This is a genomic window from Mesorhizobium sp. M7A.F.Ca.AU.002.02.1.1 (assembly GCF_003998535.1).
In the GTDB taxonomy this organism is placed as follows: Bacteria; Pseudomonadota; Alphaproteobacteria; order Rhizobiales; family Rhizobiaceae; genus Mesorhizobium; species Mesorhizobium ciceri.
On record NZ_RZPB01000028.1, the window covers coordinates 1 to 19,257 of the forward strand.

18 protein-coding genes are annotated in these 19,257 nt (G+C 63.0%); 5 read left to right on the forward strand and 13 right to left on the reverse strand.

What is annotated here, in order from left to right; translation table 11 throughout:
* On the reverse strand, positions 1 to 779 hold a 779-nt coding region (locus tag EN879_RS03585; RefSeq protein ID WP_127273951.1), incomplete at its 3' end, for an acyl-CoA dehydrogenase family protein.
* A 137-nt stretch (positions 780 to 916) separates the two neighbouring features.
* On the opposite strand from EN879_RS03585, the gene EN879_RS03590 reads away from it, so the two are divergent.
* Complete coding sequence (locus EN879_RS03590) at positions 917 to 1,828, forward strand: LysR family transcriptional regulator (protein WP_063168910.1); 912 nt, start codon at positions 917 to 919, stop codon at positions 1,826 to 1,828.
* Here EN879_RS03590 and EN879_RS03595 read toward each other — a convergent pair whose 3' ends face one another.
* The 8 genes from EN879_RS03595 to EN879_RS03630 form a co-directional block, all read right to left on the reverse strand.
* Positions 1,829 to 4,156, reverse strand: coding sequence for a Tex family protein (locus EN879_RS03595; protein WP_063168911.1), 2,328 nt, complete (start codon positions 4,154 to 4,156; stop codon positions 1,829 to 1,831).
* A 127-nt stretch (positions 4,157 to 4,283) separates the two neighbouring features.
* A complete protein-coding gene (locus EN879_RS03600; protein ID WP_063168912.1) occupies positions 4,284 to 5,465 on the reverse strand; it encodes a serine hydrolase in 1,182 nt (393 codons plus the stop codon).
* Between the two features lie 37 nt (positions 5,466 to 5,502).
* On the reverse strand, positions 5,503 to 6,699 hold the full coding sequence (locus tag EN879_RS03605) for a serine hydrolase (RefSeq protein WP_024502675.1): 1,197 nt from the start codon (positions 6,697 to 6,699) through the stop codon (positions 5,503 to 5,505).
* A 63-nt stretch (positions 6,700 to 6,762) separates the two neighbouring features.
* A complete protein-coding gene (locus EN879_RS03610; protein WP_013529817.1) occupies positions 6,763 to 7,797 on the reverse strand; it encodes an extracellular solute-binding protein in 1,035 nt (344 codons plus the stop codon).
* 23 nt (positions 7,798 to 7,820) lie between these two features.
* Complete coding sequence (locus tag EN879_RS03615) at positions 7,821 to 8,621, reverse strand: ABC transporter permease (protein ID WP_013529816.1); 801 nt, start codon at positions 8,619 to 8,621, stop codon at positions 7,821 to 7,823.
* A complete protein-coding gene (locus EN879_RS03620) occupies positions 8,614 to 9,534 on the reverse strand; it encodes an ABC transporter permease (RefSeq protein WP_013529815.1) in 921 nt (306 codons plus the stop codon). The genes EN879_RS03615 and EN879_RS03620 overlap by 8 nt, the downstream gene beginning before the upstream one ends.
* A 2-nt stretch (positions 9,535 to 9,536) precedes the next feature.
* Positions 9,537 to 10,631: an ABC transporter ATP-binding protein gene (locus EN879_RS03625; protein ID WP_013529814.1), complete on the reverse strand. Its 1,095-nt coding sequence runs from the start codon at positions 10,629 to 10,631 to the stop codon at positions 9,537 to 9,539.
* 141 nt (positions 10,632 to 10,772) lie between these two features.
* A complete protein-coding gene (locus tag EN879_RS03630; protein ID WP_027161443.1) occupies positions 10,773 to 12,452 on the reverse strand; it encodes an amidohydrolase in 1,680 nt (559 codons plus the stop codon).
* 259 nt (positions 12,453 to 12,711) lie between these two features.
* Here EN879_RS03630 and EN879_RS03635 point away from each other — a divergent pair, with 259 nt between their 5' ends.
* The 4 genes from EN879_RS03635 to EN879_RS03650 all read left to right on the forward strand — a co-directional run bounded on the left by EN879_RS03635 (position 12,712) and on the right by EN879_RS03650 (position 16,454).
* On the forward strand, positions 12,712 to 13,368 hold the full coding sequence (locus EN879_RS03635; protein ID WP_063168913.1) for a TetR/AcrR family transcriptional regulator: 657 nt from the start codon (positions 12,712 to 12,714) through the stop codon (positions 13,366 to 13,368).
* Positions 13,369 to 13,394: 26 nt separating this feature from the next.
* Positions 13,395 to 14,426, forward strand: coding sequence for a histone deacetylase family protein (locus tag EN879_RS03640; RefSeq protein WP_024502679.1), 1,032 nt, complete (start codon positions 13,395 to 13,397; stop codon positions 14,424 to 14,426).
* 550 nt (positions 14,427 to 14,976) lie between these two features.
* The gene (locus EN879_RS03645) at positions 14,977 to 15,687 is read left to right on the forward strand and encodes a LuxR family transcriptional regulator (protein WP_063168914.1); all 711 of its coding nucleotides are present in this window, start codon (positions 14,977 to 14,979) and stop codon (positions 15,685 to 15,687) included.
* Complete coding sequence (locus EN879_RS03650) at positions 15,684 to 16,454, forward strand: helix-turn-helix transcriptional regulator (protein ID WP_024502681.1); 771 nt, start codon at positions 15,684 to 15,686, stop codon at positions 16,452 to 16,454. Before EN879_RS03645 ends, EN879_RS03650 begins: the two co-directional genes overlap by 4 nt.
* Positions 16,455 to 16,488: 34 nt before the next feature.
* On the opposite strand, the gene EN879_RS03655 is transcribed toward EN879_RS03650, so the two are convergent.
* From EN879_RS03655 to EN879_RS03670, 4 genes are all read right to left on the reverse strand, one after another.
* Complete coding sequence (locus EN879_RS03655) at positions 16,489 to 16,926, reverse strand: hypothetical protein (RefSeq protein WP_024502682.1); 438 nt, start codon at positions 16,924 to 16,926, stop codon at positions 16,489 to 16,491.
* On the reverse strand, positions 16,923 to 18,005 hold the full coding sequence (gene flhB, locus EN879_RS03660; RefSeq protein ID WP_024502683.1) for a flagellar biosynthesis protein FlhB: 1,083 nt from the start codon (positions 18,003 to 18,005) through the stop codon (positions 16,923 to 16,925). Before flhB ends, EN879_RS03655 begins: the two co-directional genes overlap by 4 nt.
* Positions 18,006 to 18,014: 9 nt before the next feature.
* Positions 18,015 to 19,025, reverse strand: coding sequence for a flagellar motor switch protein FliG (locus EN879_RS03665; RefSeq protein WP_013529806.1), 1,011 nt, complete (start codon positions 19,023 to 19,025; stop codon positions 18,015 to 18,017).
* Between the two features lie 43 nt (positions 19,026 to 19,068).
* Positions 19,069 to 19,257, reverse strand: a 189-nt coding sequence (locus EN879_RS03670) for a FliM/FliN family flagellar motor switch protein (RefSeq protein ID WP_206520920.1), incomplete at its 5' end; no start/stop codon positions are given.

Below are 19,257 nucleotides of genomic sequence, written 5' to 3' on the forward strand. Positions count from 1 at the left end.
ATGCCGAAGCGAGCCCGGTTGAGGCATCCGAACGGTCCGCCAAGGCCCTTTGCGTTGGGCAGCAGCGCGTCCTCGCCGACCTCGACGCCTTCCATCACCACTTCGCCGGTGATCGACGCCCGCAGCGACAGCTTGCCGCCGATCTTCGGCGCCGAAAGCCCTTTCATGCCCTTTTCCAGCACGAAGCCACGGATCTCGTCCTTGCCGTTCTCCCCCTTCAGCTTCGCCCAGACGACGAACACATCGGCGACGGGCGCGTTGGAAATCCACATCTTCGAACCGGACAGCTTGTAGCCGTTGGCGGTCTTCTCGGCGCGCGTCTTCATACCGCCCGGGTCGGAGCCTGCATCCGGCTCGGTCAGGCCGAAACAGCCGATCCACTCGCCGCTGGCGAGCTTGGGCAGGTACTTCTTGCGCTGTTCGTCCGAGCCATAGGCATAGATCGGATACATCACCAGCGACGACTGCACTGACATCATCGACCGATAGCCGGAATCGACGCGCTCTACTTCGCGTGCGACCAGCCCATAGGTGACGTAGTTCGCGCCAAGCCCGCCGAATTCTTCAGGGATGTTGATGCCGAGCAGGCCGGCCTCGCCCATTTCACGGAAGATCGCGGTGTCGAAGGTCTCGTTGAGGTAGGCGTCCTCGATCCGCGGCGCCAGTCTGTCGGCGGCGAAGGCGGCCGCCCCGTCGCGCACCATGCGCTCGTCTTCCGAAAGCTGGCCCTCGATCAGGAACGGGTCTTCCCAGACGAATGCGTTCTTGTCGGCGGCCATCGCGTTTCTCCCAACCAATGCATGTCGCTCAAAACGATGACATGCATGAAGCAAAATGTTGGCCCGTTCTATCGGCCTGCGCCTCGAAAAAATCAAACGAAATTGATTCACCGATCAATGATCGTTAGGAATGGATCATGAGTGTCCAACGCCGCCTTTTACCCAACATCAGCGCCCTTGCCGCCTTCGAGGCTGTGGCCCGGCTCGGCAGTTTCACCGCCGCCGCCCAGGAGCTAGATCTGACCCAGGGCGCGGTCAGCCGCCAGATCAAACTTCTGGAAGATCAGTTCGGCCGCCGGCTGTTCGAACGCGACAGCCGCAATGTCAGGCTGTCGACATCGGGCGAGATCTACGCCGAGGCGGTGCGTTCAGCACTTGGGCAATTGCGTGACGCAGCCCTTGGATTGATGAGCAATCGGCATAGTGGCATGCTGAACCTTGCCATTTTGCCGACCTTCGGCACGCGCTGGCTGATGCCGATGATCCCCGATTTCGTCGAAAACAATCCCGATATCACCATCAACTTCGTCACCCGCGTCGGTCGCTTCGACTTCGCCAGGGAGAGGCTTGATGCCGCCATCCACTACGGCCTGCCGGACTGGCCGGAGGCCGACTCGACACTGTTGGTGCGCGAAACCGTGGCGCCGGTCGTGTCGCCCGAATTCCTCGCCGGCCGCGCCATCGCCGCACCGGCCGATATCGGCCGCCTGCCGCTGCTGCACATGGCGACGCGTCCTGGCGCCTGGACCGAATGGTTCGAGCATCAGGGCCTGAGCGCGCCGACCGGACCCGGCATGCAGTTCGAACAGTTCGGCACCGCCGCCCAGGCCTGCATGGCGGGGCTCGGCGTGGCGCTGCTGCCGTTGATCCTCATTGCAGGTGAATTGCAGCGCGGCCAGCTGGTGCCGGCGCCAGGCCAGCCCATGCAAAGCCGCAGTGCCTACTATCTCGTCGTCCCGCACGACAAGCGCGGCCATCCGCCGGTCGCCAGTTTTCGCGACTGGCTGCTGGGCCAGGTCGAGAAGGAACCGGCCGTTCTGGCGTGGTAGCTACTTTCGCTTCAGCGCATTCGCCAAAGCAGCACCGAACGCTCCCTGTTGCGCCGGCCGCTCCGGCTGGCGTTGCTGGGGTGCCGGCGAACGTGGTGCCGGCCTGCCGCCACCATTGTCGCGCGGTCCGCTGCGCGGTGCACCGCCCTCGCCGCTATCCTTGCGCATGGAAAGGGCGATGCGCTTGCGCTTGATGTCGACGTCGACGACGCGCACCTTCACCACGTCGCCGGCCTTCACGACCTCATGCGCGTCCTTGATGAACCGATCGGCCAGCTGCGAGACATGCACCAGCCCGTCCTGATGCACTCCGATATCGACGAAGGCGCCGAAGGCGGCCACGTTGGTGACCGTGCCTTCCAGCAGCATGCCGGGCTTCAGATCCTTGATGTCGTCGATGCCGTCGGCGAAGGTCGCCGTCTTGAAGCCTGGGCGCGGGTCGCGGCCGGGCTTTTCCAGCTCCGCCAGGATATCGCGCACCGTCGGCAAGCCGAAACGCTCGTTGACGAAGACGCGTGGGTCGAGTGCCTTGAGCGCGGCACTATCGCCCATCAACGACCGCACATCGCGCCCGCAGGCAGCGACGATCTTCTTCGCCACACCATAGGCCTCCGGATGCACCGACGAGGCGTCGAGCGGCTCGCTGCCATTGGCAATGCGCAGGAAGCCGGCGGATTGTTCGAAGGCCCGAGGTCCGAGCCGCGGCACCTTGAGCAGGTCCTTCCGGCTGGCGAAGGGCCCGGTCGCATCGCGATGCGCAACGATCGCGTCGGCCAGCGATGCGCCCAGACCTGAAACGCGCGCCAAAAGCGGCGCCGAGGCAGTGTTGAGATCGACGCCGACGGCATTGACCGCGTCCTCGACCACCGCTTCCAGCGAGCGGCCGAGACGGTACTGGTCGACATCATGCTGGTACTGGCCGACGCCGATCGATTTGGGTTCGATCTTGACCAGTTCGGCCAGCGGATCCTGCAGCCGCCGGGCGATCGAGACAGCGCCGCGCAACGACACGTCGAGGCCGGGGAATTCCGCCGCCGCCGTCGCCGATGCCGAATAGACCGAGGCGCCGGCCTCGCTGACGATCACTTTCAGTGGCTTCGGCCCGCCGTCCGCCGGCATGTCGGACAGCATGTCGGCCACCAGCTTTTCCGTCTCGCGGCTGCCGGTGCCGTTGCCGATCGAAATCAGCTCGACCTTGTGCTGGCGGATGAGCTTGGCGAGTTCCGCCTGCGTGCCGCGCACATCGTTTCTGGGCGGAAATGGATAGACCGTCGTCGTTGTCAGCACCTTGCCGGTGCCGTCGACCACCGCCACCTTGACGCCGGTGCGGATGCCGGGGTCGAGCCCCATCGTGGCGCGCGAGCCGGCGGGAGCGGCCAGCAGTAGATCCTTGAGGTTGCGGGCAAAGACGTGGATCGCTTCCTCCTCCGCCCGCTCGCGCAGATCGCGCATCAAATCGAGCGTCAGATGCAGCGACAGTTTTATACGCCAGGTCCAGCCCGCCACCTCCATCAGCCATCTGTCACCCGGAAGGCTGCCGCCGATGGCATAGGCATTGGCGATCATCCGCTCGACCGGCTTCACCGGTGAGGTGTCATCGGCATCGACCTCGATGTCAAGCGACAGCACTTCCTCGTTGCGGCCGCGCAGCATCGCCAGCGCGCGATGGCTGGGCACATTTGCCCAACGCTCGACATGGTCGAAATAATCGGAGAATTTCGCGCCGGCCTCCTGCTTGCCGTCGACCACCCTGGCCCGCATGAAGGCGCGCTCCTTCATGTAGCTGCGCAATTTGCCGACCAGATCGGCATTCTCGGCGAATTGTTCCGAAAGGATGTCGCGCGCGCCCTCGAGCGCCGCCTTGGTATCGGCCACCTCTTCGCTGACATAGGCCAGCGCCAGTTCGGCAGGCACCAATGAGCGGTTCGCCAAGATGGCTTCGGCCAGCGGCCCCAGCCCGCGCTCCCTGGCGATCTCGGCCTTGGTCCGGCGTTTGGGCTTGTAGGGCAGGTAGATGTCCTCAAGTTCCGCCTTGGTGGTGGCGGCGACGATCTTGCCTTCAAGCTCCTCGGTCAGCTTGCCCTGTTCGCGGATCGAGCCAAGGATGGTGTCGCGGCGCGCGTCGAGCTCGCGCAGATAGGCAAGGCGTTCGGCAAGATCGCGCAATTGCGTGTCGTCGAGCCCGCCGGTGACTTCCTTGCGGTAGCGCGCCACGAACGGCACTGTCGCGCCCTCATCGAGCAGTTCGATCGCCGCGGCCGCCTGTTCGGGCCGCGCGCTGATCTCGGCCGCGATGATGGCTGCAATGCGCTTGATGTCGGATGCCATGTCGTTCCTGCTCTCATCCAAAGAGCGGCGACCATAGGCGCAGACCTCCGGCCCGCCAACCGCCGCGCTTCGATCAGCCCGGCGGGTCCACAGGAAAGCGTGCGCCAATGTGGCGATCGCGGCGCGCCTAGATCAGCCGGCTCAGCGCCTCGAAGAACGCGACGATCTCGATATCGAGCGGATCGTCGACAGGCTCCGGCTGCGACGACATCTTGGCGATCACCACTTCGGTCCTGGGATCGACATACAGCCACTGGCCATGAATACCGATGCCGCAATAGGCGCCGTTCTCGTGTCCAGTCTGGTACCATTTGTTGCGGTAACGGCCCTTGGGAAACAGTGGCAGCATCGCGCCGCGCTGCCAGGCGTCCGCACTGCCGCCAGTGCTGGTCGTGTCGCGCACCCAGGCTTCCGGTACGATGCGGCGGCCATTGGCCATGCCACCTTGCCGCATCATCTCGCCGACACGCGCCAGGTCGCGCGGCGTCACCGAAATGCCGCCGGCCGTGCGCGCCGTGCCTTCCATGTCGACGCCGATCGAGGCTTCGCTGACAGCGCCGAGCGGCAGCCACAGCTTCTCGCGCATCAGGTCGGTGAACCGCTGGCCCGACGCACGCTCGAGCAGCAGGCCGAGCAGGTCGGAATTCGGCGAGCGGTAGCGGAAGGTCTGGCCATGCGGCTCTGCAAGACGTTGCAGGGTCAGGATGAATTCGCGCAGGCTCTCCGTACCGCCGCCCGGATTCCACAGCGTGGCACGGCGATAGCGGGCGAAAGCACTTTCCGGATCGAGATAGGCTTCCTCGAAATCGAGACTGACGCTCATATCGAGCACATGCCGCACGCTCGCATCGCCATAGGCCGAGCCGGCGGCTTCGGGGATGTAGGCCGTCACCGGCGCTTCCGGGTCGAACACCCCCTCGCCTTCTAGTATGCCGGCAATGATGGCGGTCAGCGACTTGCTGATCGAAAAGATGATGTGGCGGGCGCCGAAATCCATATGCGGCGCGAACCAGTCGCCGACGATCCTGCCGCCTTTCATCACCGTCAGTGCGTCGGTGCTCGAACGTGCGAGAAAATCAGCCACCGTCTCCGGTGTGCCGGCGATCGCGACCTTCTCGCCGAGCAGGCCGCCCATATCGCGCACGGGGATTTCGACAACGCCCGACGTCGCCGCCACCCGGGCGGTCGGCACCAGTTCGCCGAGATTCTGGAACGACCACCGGTTGAACGGGTTCTCGCGCCAATTGGCGAGCACCACCTGGTTGCGCCGGAAGCCATAGCGGGTCTCGAACACGGTTTTGCCGGTCATGGCGTTTCCTTCCGGGTCGTTTCTTCTTTGTGGAGGCTCAGCGAAGTGCCGTGGCGATAGCGTGCACGGCTTTCAGCGTCGCTATGGAATAGGCACCATTGGCGAAATCCGGCCAGGTCGAAAGCTTCACCACGACCATTCCGGTGTTCCAGTCGATATGGATCATCTGACCGAACACGCCGCGGCACATCAGTGCGCGCGAGCGCGGGTCCTCGATCCAGAACTGGTTGCGATAGCTGCCCTCCGGCAGGCTGGGGCTGAAGTCCGGCCCATGCCTGCCGTTGCGCGTGTCCTCGACCCAGCCGGCCGGCACGACGCCGCCACCATTGTCGAGGATCAATTGGCCGAAGCGGCCATAATCGCGCAACGTTGCATTGAAGCCGCCATCGGCCACCGCATAGCCGGCGCTGTCGACGGTGAAGCAGGCGCTTTCGTCGGCGCCGAGCTTTTGCCAGAGCTCTTCCGAAACCAGCTGCGGCAGCCGTTTGCCTGTCACCCGCTCCATGATGAAGGCGAGCACATCGGTCTCGATCGAGCGGTATTCGAATTGAGCCCCGTGCGGGCGGATCGTGTCCTTCAAGCCCAGGATCAGCTCGAACATGTGCGAGGGCCAGCGAAAATCCGGATCGCTGCCCGGCGGCACCGGCTTCCAGCCGGTGGCGACATCGACCTGGCCGATGTCGGAATAGCGGTCGGTATATTCCTCGGAGAAACGCACGCCGCTCGTCATGTCGAGCACATGCTGCACATTGGCGCCGGCCCAGCCGGTGGCGCCGAGCTCCGGCAAATAATCCGTGACCGGCCTGGCCGGATCGATCAGGCGGCGCCCGACCAGTATGCCGAATACCGAACCGGTGACGGACTTGGCCATCGACTGCGACAGGTGCAGCGTGCGCTCACCCATGCCGTTGAAATAGCGCTCATAGGCTATCTTGCCGTCCTTGAGCACCAGAAAACCGTCCGTATAGGTCTCGTCGAGCAGCCCGGCGAGTGTCGTCGGCTTGCCCTCGCTGTCCTCGACCGCCAGCCCGTCAAGATCGACCTCGGCGCGTTCGAGACGGCGGCGATGGCCGTTGCCGCGCCAGACTTCGGCGGTCGGCAGAATTTCACGGATGTGCTGGAACGCCCAGCGGTTCCATGGCGGCCGGTCCCAGTCGAGCTTCGGCGGCACCATGGCGGGCGGCGAGCCCTGCATGATCGGCGGCCGCGGATCGCTGTTGCGATAGGAGTCCATGAAAGGCCATTCCCGGAAAAGAAAGACCCGGCGACATGTGCCGCCGGGTCCGTCATGCAGCGATTACTTCTGCAGTTCGGTCCAGATCTTGGTGTAGATGTCCTGGATTTCAGGCGCGCACATCTTCTGGAATTCGCCCTGTGGCTTCGCTGCGGCCGGAATGACGACTTCCGGCGCATCTTTCATGTCGGCCGGCATGTATTTGTCCGAGCCGGTGATGGCGTTGGCATAGCGGTGGAAGGCCGACAGGCCCGCCGCGTTTTCCGGATCCATGATGAAGTTCTGGAACAGCTTGGCATTGTCGACGTTCTTGGCTTCCTTCAGAACGACCACGTTATCGCTCCACAGGCCGTAACCTTCCTTTGGATAATTGTAGTGGATGGCCGGATTGGCCAGCCGCTGGCGCAGCGCCGAGCCGTTCCAGTCGCTGGTTGCCTTGAAGTCGCCGGCGCCCATCTTCTCGATGGTGTTGTATTCCATGGCGATCCAGTTCGGCTTGGCCGCGACCAGCGTGTCACGCACCTTCTTCAGCACCGCCTTGTCGTCCGTGCACTGCTGGCCGCCGACATATTTGATCGCCGCGAAGATGACGTCATTCATCTCGGGAACGACGTTGACCTTGCCCTTCAGCTCGTCCGGCGTGTTGAAGATGATGCCCCAGCTGTCGGCCGGTCCCTTGTAGGCGTCGGTGTTGACGACGACGCCCACCGTGCCCAGCGCCCACGGCACCGAGTATTTGCGGCCTGGATCGAAGTCGGGGTTGGCCCATTCGGGCGCTACATTCTTGAAGTTCTCCATCTTGCCGGGGTCGGTTTCCAGGACAAGGCCTTCCTTGATCCAGATCGGCACGTAGGTCTGCGAGGGTACCGCAATGTCGAAGCCGGTGCCGCCCTGGCGAACCTTGGCAAGCGCGGTGTCGTTGGAATCATAATCGGTGATGGTCACCTTGACGTTGTATTTGGCCTCGAACTTCTTGATCACGTCGGGGCTGGTGTAGTTGCCCCAATTGTAGATGTTGAGCACGCCGTCGGCGCGGGCCAGGCCCGTCGAGGCGAGCAACGCCAACCCCATGGCGGTTGCTGTTGTCTTCCAGTTCATGGTTTTAACTCCCATTTTTCGGTTCAGTCTCGTTTCCTGCTGACGAAGAAAAACAACGTGACGATGGCAACCGAGAGCAGCAGGAAGGCGGTCGATATCGCGTTGATCTCGGGTGTGATGCCGCGGCGGATCTGGCCGAGCATGTAGGTGGGCAGCGTGTCCTGGCCGCCCGATTTGACGAACTCGGTGATGACGACGTCGTCGAGCGAGATGACGAAGGCCAGCATCAGCCCGGCCAGGATGCCGGGCCACAGAAGCGGCAACGTGATGCGCCGGAACGTCTTCCAGGGCGTCGCGTAGAGGTCGGCTGCGGCACGCTCCAGCGTCAGGTCCATATTCTCAAGCCGCGCCCGGATCGGCAAATAGGCAAAGGGAATGCAGAACGCCGTGTGCGCGGCGACCAGATAGCCGATGCCGGAATAACCGGTGAAGATCTTGATGCGCGAGAAGAAGATCAGCAGCGCCACCCCGGTGACGATCTCGGGCACCATCAGCGGCTGGTTGATCGCCGCATACTTGAAGGTGAGGCCGGGATAGGACGCGGTGCGGGTGGTGGCGAGCGCCGCCATGGTGGCAAAGATCGTGGAGAGCACCGCCGCAATGGAGCCGATCTGGAAGGAACGCAGCGTGGCATCGACGACCTGCGTGTTCTGCCATGCCGACTGGAACCATTTCAGCGAAAAGCCGCCCCATTCGGAGGTCGAGCTCGCCGCGTTGAAGGCATAGATGACCAGCACGATGATCGGCAGATACAGCACGATAAAGCAGGTCGCGGCGATCGCGCTGAATCCTGGCTGGTGCTTGATGGAAAAGTTCTTAGCCATGACGCACCCCCGACTTGCCGGCATTGCGCACATAGGCAAGCAGCGCCACCATGACGATGATCATGACGGCGATCGACAGCGCCGAGCCGAGTGGCCAGTTGCGGCCCTGCCCGAACTGCAATTCGATCAGGTTGGACAGCATCATGTTCTTGCCGCCGCCAAGCACGCTCGGCGTCACATAGGCGCCAAGCGCTGGAATGAAGACCAGGATGGAGCCGGCGATGACGCCCGGCTTGACCATCGGAAAGATAATCCGCCGCAGCACCTGGAAGCGCGTGGCGTAAAGGTCGTAGCCCGCCTCGACCAGCCGGAAATCCAGCTTTTCCATGCTGGCGTAGATCGGCAGCACCATCAGCGGCAGGTAGACATAGGCCATGCCGATCAGGATCGCCGTGTCGGTGTAGAGGATCTGGATCGGCGCCGAGATGATGCCGAGCTTGAGCAGCATTGTGTTGATGATGCCTTCGTTGCGGATGATCTGCAGCACTGCGAAGGTGCGGATCAAAAGGTTGGTCCAGAACGGAATGGTGATCAGGAACAGCCAGAGATCGCGGGTCTTTTCGCTGCGCGTCGCCATGAAATAGGCGGTCGGGAAACCAAGCACCAAGGTGGCGATCGTCGTCACCACCGAGAGCTTGATCGAGCGCAGGAAGATGGTGACGTGGGCGGCGGCGATCGAAAGCGTGTCGTCGAAGATATCGCGTTCCAGAAACACCGCTATCCAGGCTTCCGGCGAGAACTGCCACTTCACGTCGCCATAGGAGCCTGGCGTCAGGAACGAGTACACGAGCACGATCAGCAAAGGGCCGGTCGCGGCGAGGAAAATGACCAGCAGCGCTGGTGCTGACAAAAGCCAGCGGTCACGGACATCGCGCCGCTCCGCTGCCTTGGCGACTTCTTCCGCGGTCGCCATCGTCAGTCCTTCAGGACCTGGGCGGCATCGCTGCCGATGAGGATGCCGACCGCGTCGCCCTTCTCGAAACCGCAGCCCGCGCTGCGCGTGTTCTGCTGGCGTACGGTGAAGAGTTCGCCGCTGTCGAGATGAACATGGATGTGGGTGTCGGTACCGAAATAGACGATATTATCGACCCTCCCCGACAGTTCGCCCTTGGCCTTGGTCAGCTTGGCGTGTTCAGGCCGAACCACGACCGTGGCATTGGGCTTGGGCTGGAAACCCTGGGCCACGGTCGCCTCGATGGTCGCACCGGACTTGAGCGTGGCGCGCGCCTTGCCGTTGGCCATCTCGCTGATGGCGGCCGTCAGGAAGTTGGTTTCACCGATAAAGTCGGCGACGAAGCGTTCGGCCGGCTTGTCGTAGATATCCCAGGGCGAACCGACCTGGAGGATCTTGCCCGATGACATGACCGCGATGCGGTCGGACATGGTCAGCGCTTCTTCCTGGTCGTGGGTGACGAAGATGAAGGTGATGCCGGTCTCGTGCTGCAGCCGCTTCAACTCGATCTGCATCTCCTTGCGCAGCTTGTAGTCGAGCGCCGACAGTGGCTCGTCGAGCAAAAGCACCTTCGGCTGCGGTGCCAAGGCGCGGGCCAAGGCCACGCGCTGCTGCTGGCCGCCGGAGATCTGGCTGGTGCGACGACCGGCGAGTGCCTCCATCTTGACCAGCTTCAGCATCTCGGCGACGCGCGCCTTGATCTCGGCCTTCGGCTTACCCAGCATTTCCAGGCCAAAGCCGATATTGTCGGCGACCGTCATGTGCGGGAACAGCGCATAGGATTGGAAAACGGTGTTGACCGGCCGTTTGAAGGGTGGCAGCGGCGCGATGTCCTGGCCGTAGAGCAGGATTTCACCGGCGGTTGGAAAATCGAAGCCGGCGATCAGCCTGAGCAACGTCGTCTTGCCGCAGCCGGATGGCCCCAGCAACGTGAAGAATTCGTTCTCGCGGATAGATACCGAGACCGTGTCGAGGGCAGCCACCTGCCCCTCACCTGATCCGAAAATTTTGCTGACGTTTACTACTTCAATCGCATTCCGATCCGGTTTGTCCGGCACGATTACGCCTCACTGTTGACCCCGCTCTTGCTGGCGGAGCTCTTCCCCTGTTCGATGTGACCACATGGCCGGTGGGTTGGCAAGCCCGGCATTGGGTCACAGTTCAGTCAGTCATTGAGGCCTGCAAGCCCCATGCCATAGTCAGGCCTGATAGGTGATCTTGCCGCCGCAAATCGTCGTCACCGGCCGCACCTTGTGCAGATCGGCCGGGGCGGTGTTCTCGATATCCATCGACAAAACCACCAGATCGGCCATGTAGCCCGATCTCAGCGTACCCTTGCGGTGCTCGGCGAATTCGGCGTAGGCGCCCTCGATCGTGTAACCGGCGATCGCTTCATGCAGCGAGAAACTCTGGTCCGGGTCGCTTTCTGCCCATGGTTTGCGCAACACTGCCGCCTGAATGCCCAGGATCGGATCGATCGGCGACACCGGCCAATCGGATGCGAAGACGACATGCGCGCCGGCATCCTTCAAGGTCCGCCAGGCATAGCTCAGCGGCCAGCGTGCCGGCCCGATGCGCGACACCGTCGGCTCCAGCGGAAAATCCATGGCGCCGGGCGGATGCGGCGGTTGCATGGAAGCAATGACGCCGAGTTCTGCGAAACGCGGCACATCCGATGTGGTGGTGACCTCGATGTGCTCGACCCGGTGACGGCTGTCGCGCTTGCCGTTCGCCTTCTGCGCCGCCTCATAACCGTCCAGCACCGCGCGCACCGCGCCGTCGCCGATCGAGTGCACCGCGATCTGCAGCCCGCGCCTGTCGGCCGCGACGGCCAGATCGATGAATTGTTGCGGCGTGAACAGCGGCTCGCCCACCCAGTCGGGCCGGTCGGCGTATGGCTCGACCATGACAGCTGTCCAGGAATCGAGCACCCCGTCGTAGAACACCTTGACCATGCCCGACGACAGCCATTCGCTGTTGTAGCTTTCGGCCATATCAGATGCCTTGTCGAGCATGTCGAGCGTCATGAAATTCTTGTAGTGGAACGGGATCTTGACGCGGCAGGGCAAGCCTTCCTCGGCTTCGATCTCGGCCAGCAGCTCAAGCTGATAGAGGTTGCCGTCCATGTTCTGGATCGAGGTGATGCCGTGGCGGGCGCACCAGGCGAGCCCGCGCCGCATGATGTCGCGGTCGGCGTCCCGCTCGGCCGCCGTCGGCATCGGGTCCGGCTCGCCGCCGGTCGACAGCCCCAGCCGCACCCGGCTTTCGCCGGCAAGGTCGAGCACCGGGCCAAAGGCCTCGCCTTCGCGCAATTCGCCGGCGGCCAGTCCATCGTCACCCATGACAATCTCATTGCCAGGGCCGAGCGTACGCCCCTGCAGGATGCCGGCCATTTCCAACGCCTTGGTGTTGGCCCACATGGTGTGATGGTCTGGCGCCGCCATGCAGAACGGACGATCGGGCAAAATGGCGTCGAGGTGATGGCGCGTCACGCGCTCGCTGCCGAGCACGGTGTAGTCGACGCCTTGGCCGACCAGCATCTTCGCGTCGGGCCGGGTAGGCGCATAGTCGCGGATCGCCTTCTGCAGCGCCTCGAAGCCATGTATACCGGTGAGTTGAAGGTGGGCAAGTTCAGCCCCGCCCGAAAACAGATGCATGTGGGCTTCGATGAAACCCGGCAGGACGGAGCCGCCCTTGGCGTCGATTACCTTGGTGGCCGGTCCCTTGAACTCTTCGATGGAGGCGCGGCTGCCGATGGCGATGATTGCGCCGTCCTTGACGGCGACGGCCTCGGCGGTGGGATTGTCGTCGTCGATGGTCAGTACACGACCATTGATGACGATCAGATCCGCATTGTGACCTGCACCTGTGACAGACATCGCGACTCCGCGCTTTTGACGACTGACTGAGACCGACAACCTCTTGGCCAACGACCTGCCACTCCACCGGAGCGGCGCCATGGGACGAAAAAGAATGCCAGCGCGCTGTCTTGGAAATTCCCCTTGTCATCCCAAGAGGCAGCGTGGATAAAGAATGCGACTGATTATTCGCGTTTGTCAACATACCGAATCTGGAATGTATCGTGGACAGCAAGCTCCCACCATGTTGAGACCGGGCGGGGAACGAGGACATCGGACGGTGAAGCGCAGTCTCGACCGCAAAAGCAGGATAGCGCTCGAACCGCGCAAACAGCCGCGGCAAAAACGCTCCAGCAAGGTGGTCGACCGGATTCTCGACGCAGCGCTGGTCTTGACGCGGGAGCAAGGAACCAAGACGCCGACGACGCTGGCCATTGCGCAGCGCGCAGGCTTGTCGGTTGGTTCGATCTACCAATACTTTCCCAACAAGGAAGCCATTCTTCTGGACCTCGCCCGGCGCTGGCTGTCATCCTTTCCCGAGGTGATCGCCAAGCGTATCAAGGTCGCCCCGCCCACCAACCGTGAAGAGTTTCGGCAGGAAGTGCGCAAGCTCTTCATCGACACGTCCAGACTCTACCTCGAAAACGCCAGCCTGATGCCGGTGATCGAGGCCATTTCAGGCAACGCCGACCTCAGGCCGATCCAGAACGAATATGACGAGCAGATCATCGCGCTCTACGCCGCATGGCTGCAGCATGTGAACCCGGCGCTTGAAGACAATGTCGCCAGCCGGCTCGGCGTGCTGATGATGGACGTCGGGCACGCCTGCCGGCTTGTCGGGCTGAAAAGAGACCGCAAGACATACGACCTCATCGAGGACGATGTGGAAAGAATGTGGCTCGCTCTGGTGAGCCCTTATCTCAATCTTGAATCTTGACTGATTTCGCACTTCGAGAGGAATTTATGAAGACTGTTTTCTCCCCCCTTCACGCCGGCCATGCCGGTCAAATGGAACTGGTCACATCAGCCATCGTGCCGGGTTTCGAGAAGCCATCGAGGGCCGAATTCATCAAGGCGCGGGTCGAAAGCGAGAAACTGGGTCCCATCATCGCGCCGCACGAACATGACCTCGCCGCCGCCAAGCGCATCCACAAATCAGACTATATCGACTTTCTCCCGACGGTCTGGCCGCAATGGCTGGAAGCAGGTCTCACAGGCACGGCGATGCCCTTCACATGGCCGACGCGCGGCCTGCGCGGCGACGTGCCGCCAAAGCGCGTCGACGCGCTGCTCGGCTATTATTCCTTCGATGCCGGCGCCACTTTCGTCGAAGGCACGTGGGCCGCGATCAAGTCTTCCTACGACGTAGCGCTGACCGCCGCCGGCCTGCTCAAGGATGGCGAGGCTTCCGCCTTCGCGCTCTGCCGTCCGCCCGGCCACCATGCCGGGGCTGGCTTCATGGGCGGCTATTGCTACATCAACAACGCCGCTGTCGCCGCGCAATGGTTCCGCGACCACGGCGCCAAACGCATCTCGATCCTCGATGTCGACTACCATCACGGCAACGGTACGCAGGAGATCTTCTACGACCGTGCCGACGTCCAGGTGCTCAATCTGCATGGCGATCCGATGGTCGAGTACCCGTTCTTCCTCGGCCATGCCGACGAACGCGGCGCGGGTGCCGGCGAAGGCTTCAACATCAATTATCCGATGCCCTTCGGCACCGACTGGGATGCATGGAACGCCTCGCTCGAGGATGCCTGCGGCAGGCTCGCCGCTTATGCACCGGATGTCGTCATCGTCTCGCTGGGTGTCGATACGTTCGAGAAGGACCCGATCAGCCAGTTCAAGCTGAAGACGTCTGATTATCCCAAGATCGGCCGCCGCATCGCCAGGCTCGGCCTGCCGACGCTGTTCGTCATGGAAGGCGGCTATGCCGTCGAGGAGATCGGCATCAACGCGGTCGGCGTGCTGACCGGGTTCGAGGATCGGTAAATGCCTGTCGTCCAGGAGCATCTGGCGGTTTTGGGACAACGACAGGCATAAGCAAAGGACCACCGGGACCGGGCGGCAACATCGCCCGGCTCCGACTATCGGGCCAAGGCACCCCCTTCGGCACAGCAACCGGCGCGCCCGTCTGTCCAATGCTCCCGAGCCTGGCGAAATCGACCAGCCGCCGAGGTGGCCGGCGAAGACTTTCGCGTCCCGGTCGTCTGTCCAGGGCGCGAAAACCGAGCTGTGAGTCGCGCCGGAGTCCATCAGATTCGATTTTGTCAAATCGCGTTTGATGTCAGATTCAACTGCGGGTAGATTAAACCCGAATCAGCCGGTCCTGGGGGGCGCGGCGACCACCCAAAGTCTTTTGTTCCGGAGCTTTTCCGGCACCAGACGCGGACGGCTTCGCGTTCCCTGAATGGATTCGGGATTTGGTTCGGTGCAGCCCTGCGCCACGCGTGTGTCTTCGTCAAAGTAATGTGTATTCGGGTTCGGCGGCTGACTTCCAGCATCCGGACAGCAGAAACGATTCCGGCCAAAAGCAACGAGAATGAGCAGTCCCGCCGCGCTACTTCAATCCGACACATTGGGCTCGCGCCTGACGTCGCGCGGCGATCTCACCAGCTTTTTCATGCAACTGACCGCCGAGATCGGCGCCGACAGCTACATGCTGGTCGCCATCGTCCACGATCAGGACCGCAACGATGCGCGCATCGTCTCCTCCAACTGGATTTTCGACGCCATCGAGTTGATCGGCAAGCGGCTGATCGCCGGGCTTGCGCAAGGCGCGCTCACCGTCGCGCCCGGCATTCGTCCGCAGCCGCTGGTAGCATCTCACGCGCCCGAAGCTGACGGGTTGATCACCGGCGAGGAAGCCCGCCTTCTCGATGTGCTCGGCCATGCAGAGATCTATTCCCTGCGCCTGAATGTCGGCCGCCAGCGCCTGTTCGCTCTGTTCTCGGCAGCGACAGCCGGCAGCATCGACCAGCCGGCGCTGATGCGGGCGCAGCTGAAATGCTGCTACGCGCTCTCGCACATCCCACAACTGATCGCCGCCGCCGCCATGCAGGATCCGTTGTCGGATCGCGAGCGCGAATGCCTGTTCTGGGTTTCCGAAGGCAAGACCACCGACGAGGTCGCCGTCATCCTTGGCGTCTCCTCCAACACCGTCAACAGCTACATCACCCACGCCATCCAGAAATTCGCGGCCAGCAACCGCGCGATGGCCATCGCCACGGCGATCAGGAGCGGCATCATTTGAAACACGCCGATATCAAGGAAGCCGCCGAAGCCCTTTTCAACGAGCAGCGCAAGCCGTTCGGCGCCTTCACCCTTAGCTCCGAAACCCATCACGCGGTCACCATTCCCGACGCCGTGCGCCGCTGCCGCTGGATCGCCGTCGACATCAACGCCTCGGCTTTCGGACTGTTCTTCGTCAGCCCCTCGCCCGAACGGGCGCGGCTCGTTCCTTGCCTTGATTCCGACTATCCCGGGATTGCCGTGGCGACGAAGTTCATTTCAGGCGCCAATGGCGAGGAGATCGTGCGTCACACGCGCATCTCGACCGAACCGCGCTGGTGGACGGATGACGGCGTCACCGCCATGGCCGAGATGTTCGGCAATCTCGCCTGGACGCAGCAGATGGCGCCGCTGGCGCCCGGCACCAGCGGCATCGCCTTCCCCGTCCACGCCGACCGCGGCCAATGCGGCCTTGTCGTTTTCCTGGGCTCGGAGATCACCCTGTCGCAGGACGCTCTCTACGAGATCCACGCTCGTTGCTTTTCGTTGTTCGCCGCAGTCGCCCGCATCCGCCCGAGCGATGCCGGCCGCATGCGTGCAATCTCCAAGCGCGAACTCGAATGCCTGAAGCTGACCGCCAACGGCAACACCAGCGAGGAGATCGCGCGACTCCTGAAACTGTCGGTGCACACCGCCAACCAGTATCTGACCCAATCGACCCAGAAGCTCAACGCCGTCAATCGCAACCAGGCCGTTGCCAAGGCGCTGCGGCTGGGCTTGATCGAATAGGGGAATTCGGCAGCGCTTCGAAAGCGACCGACGGTCAGCGATAGGCCAGCGGCTCGACCTTGCGGATACGCGCCTCTTCGATCACCGCTTCGAGCAGCGCCGTGTTGCGCTCCGGGTCTTCGCCCGGCTTCTCGAACGATACGTAGTTGACCGCCACCGACGCGCCGAGCTCGCTCAGCGTCAGCTGGAAATAGACGGTGACGCCGGGCGGCCTCAGTTCCAGATCGAGCACGATGCGCGGGCTGCCGCTCCAGTCGACATGCGCCTCACCACCATGGCCGAGCCGCAGAGTACCCGGCATGAAGAACAACTCAACCGCTGAATCGACCAGGTCCGACAGGCATGCGAAATGCTCCAGCCGGATAAAGGCGATGTAGTCGGCGACATCGATCAGCCTCAGTTCGCCCACCACCTGCTCGATGGCGCTGGCGACGATGATCTCGCGGGATTTTGCGTGCGGTTGCCGGTTCATGAAATCTGTCTGCGCTCAGCCTTTTTCGAGTAGACGATCCGCACCAGTTCGGCGACGGCCTGGTAGAATTGTGACGGGATCACATTATCGACCGAAACTTGCTTGTACATGGAGCGGGCGAGCGCCACGTCCTCGAAGATCGGGATGTTGTGTTCCCGCGCGATCTCGCGGATCTTGAGCGCCACCAGATCCTGGCCCTTGGCCAGCACCATGGGCGCCGAGTCCTCGTCGCGCACATATTTCAGCGCGATCGAGAAGTGCGTCGGGTTGGCGATGATCAGCGTCGCGCGCGGCACCGCCGTCATCATCCGTTTGCGCGCCCGGTCGCGCGCCAGCGAGCGCAGCCGCGACTTGACGATCGGGTCGCCCTCGGACTGTTTGAACTCGTCCTTGACCTCCTGCTTGCTCATGCGCAGATCCTGCTTCCAGTGGAAGCGCGACCAGACGATGTCGACTGCCGCGATCAGCCCCATGACGAAGACGATCGCCACCAGGATGTCGACGGCGATGCCGCGGATGACGAGACCGAAGGCGACCGGATTGGTGATCATCCCGGCGAGCAGCTTGCGGTGGTCTTCCGACAGGGTGAAGCTCAGCACGACGATGGCAAACCCGACCTTGCCGAGTGACTTCAGGAACTCGACCCAACCCTGGATGCCGAACAGCCTGTTCCAACCCTTGGCGATCGAAATACGCGAGAGTTGCGGCCGGACCCGCTCGCCTACGAATTGCGGCATGTTCTGGAACACCGAGGCGCCGACGCCGGCGACGGTCAGCAGCACCATCAAGCTCAGGACGGCGCGGCCGACCTCGAGCAGGACGATCTTGTAAAGCGCGATGACGTCGGTCTCCGTGTCCATCGGCCAGGCTTCCGGCTTCTCCAGGAACATCGACAGGAACATGCCGAGATCGATGATCGCATCCTTGGCGTAGAAGACGGTGAACACCAGTATGGCAACGAACGAGGCAAAGAGCGCTGTCTCCCGCGAATGGGGCAGCTTGCCCTGTTCGATGGTGTCGCGGATCTTCTTTTCCGTCGCCTCTTCGGTTTTCGAATCCTTGTCGACCGCGTCAGCCATGGCGCGGTCCTAGGCGGCGTCTTGGGTCGAGGGGAGTTCGAAGGCGCCTTCGCGCGACAGCCGGATCGTCGTCGTCACGATCGTCTTGCGGGCCGCCATGATATCGGCGAGGGGGATCCCGTCCGAGCCCTGCCCGAGCTCGGCTTCGATCATGCGCCGCGAGCGGGCGCCGATGGCCGACAGCACCGATTCTGCAAGGGCGGCCGACGTGCCACGCAAGGCCAGCGTGACCAGCTCCGTCGATAGCCCGTCGAACAGCAGCACCCGCGCTTTCTGGGTGAGCAGCGGCAGATCGTCGAAAGCAAACAGCCGGGCTCGCACGCCGTCGAGATCAGGCGTGCCGGCGGCTTCCAGATCCTGCATCACCTCCTCGAGCAGCGGCTTGTCGAGTTCGTTGAGGACGCTGGCGACACGCGCCTGTCCGGCCGAGGTATCCTTGGTCGAGGTTTCGGCCAGCACACTGGTGCGCAGCCGGTTTTCGACGATCCTGGCGGCAGCGTCGGGAACATTGGCCATCGTCACCATGCGCTTGATGATTTCTCCACGCATCGGCTTGGTCAGTGTCAGCAGCACGCTCGCCGCCACCTGCGGCGCCAGCTTCGACAACACCATGGCCGCTGTCTGCGGATGCTCACCGGCCAGGAAGGCGCCAAGCCGCGCCGGTTCGAGCTTTTCGAGCTCGGGCCAGATCGGCGGCGGGCCTTCCGGTGCGACCTCGAATTTCCTGTCGCCCATGATCGCGCTCATCTCTTCGGGCGAGAGCGATTCGTTGAGGATGGTGTCCATCCTGTCGGCGGAATCGAGCAATCCCGCCCCTTCGGTGAATTCGGCCTCGAACTCAGCGACAATGCGCTCAAGATCGCTTTGCGGAATCGTCCGCAGCAGCCGGGCGCCCTCGATCAGGGCCTTCAGTTCTTCCTGCTTGAAGAATTTCAGCAGGCGGCTGGCCGACGGCTTGCCCATCGCCACAAGTATGGCGGCCGCCTTCTGCGCGCGGGTCAAGGTCACCGGCGTCGTCATGCCACTCGCCTCCGCTGCCACCGGCAAGCCCCGCAAACCATGTCTAGGCGCCCTTCGTGCCGGCGATGATTTCGGTCAGCCTGATGCCGAAGCGCGAAGGATCGCTTTCCAGAACGGTTATCTCGCCGCGCGCGATCTTTCGGCCGTTGACCACGACGTCGACAGGTTCGCCGATGCGGCGATTGAGCGCCACGGTCGACCCTTTTTGCAGAGCCATCAGATCGGAGACCGG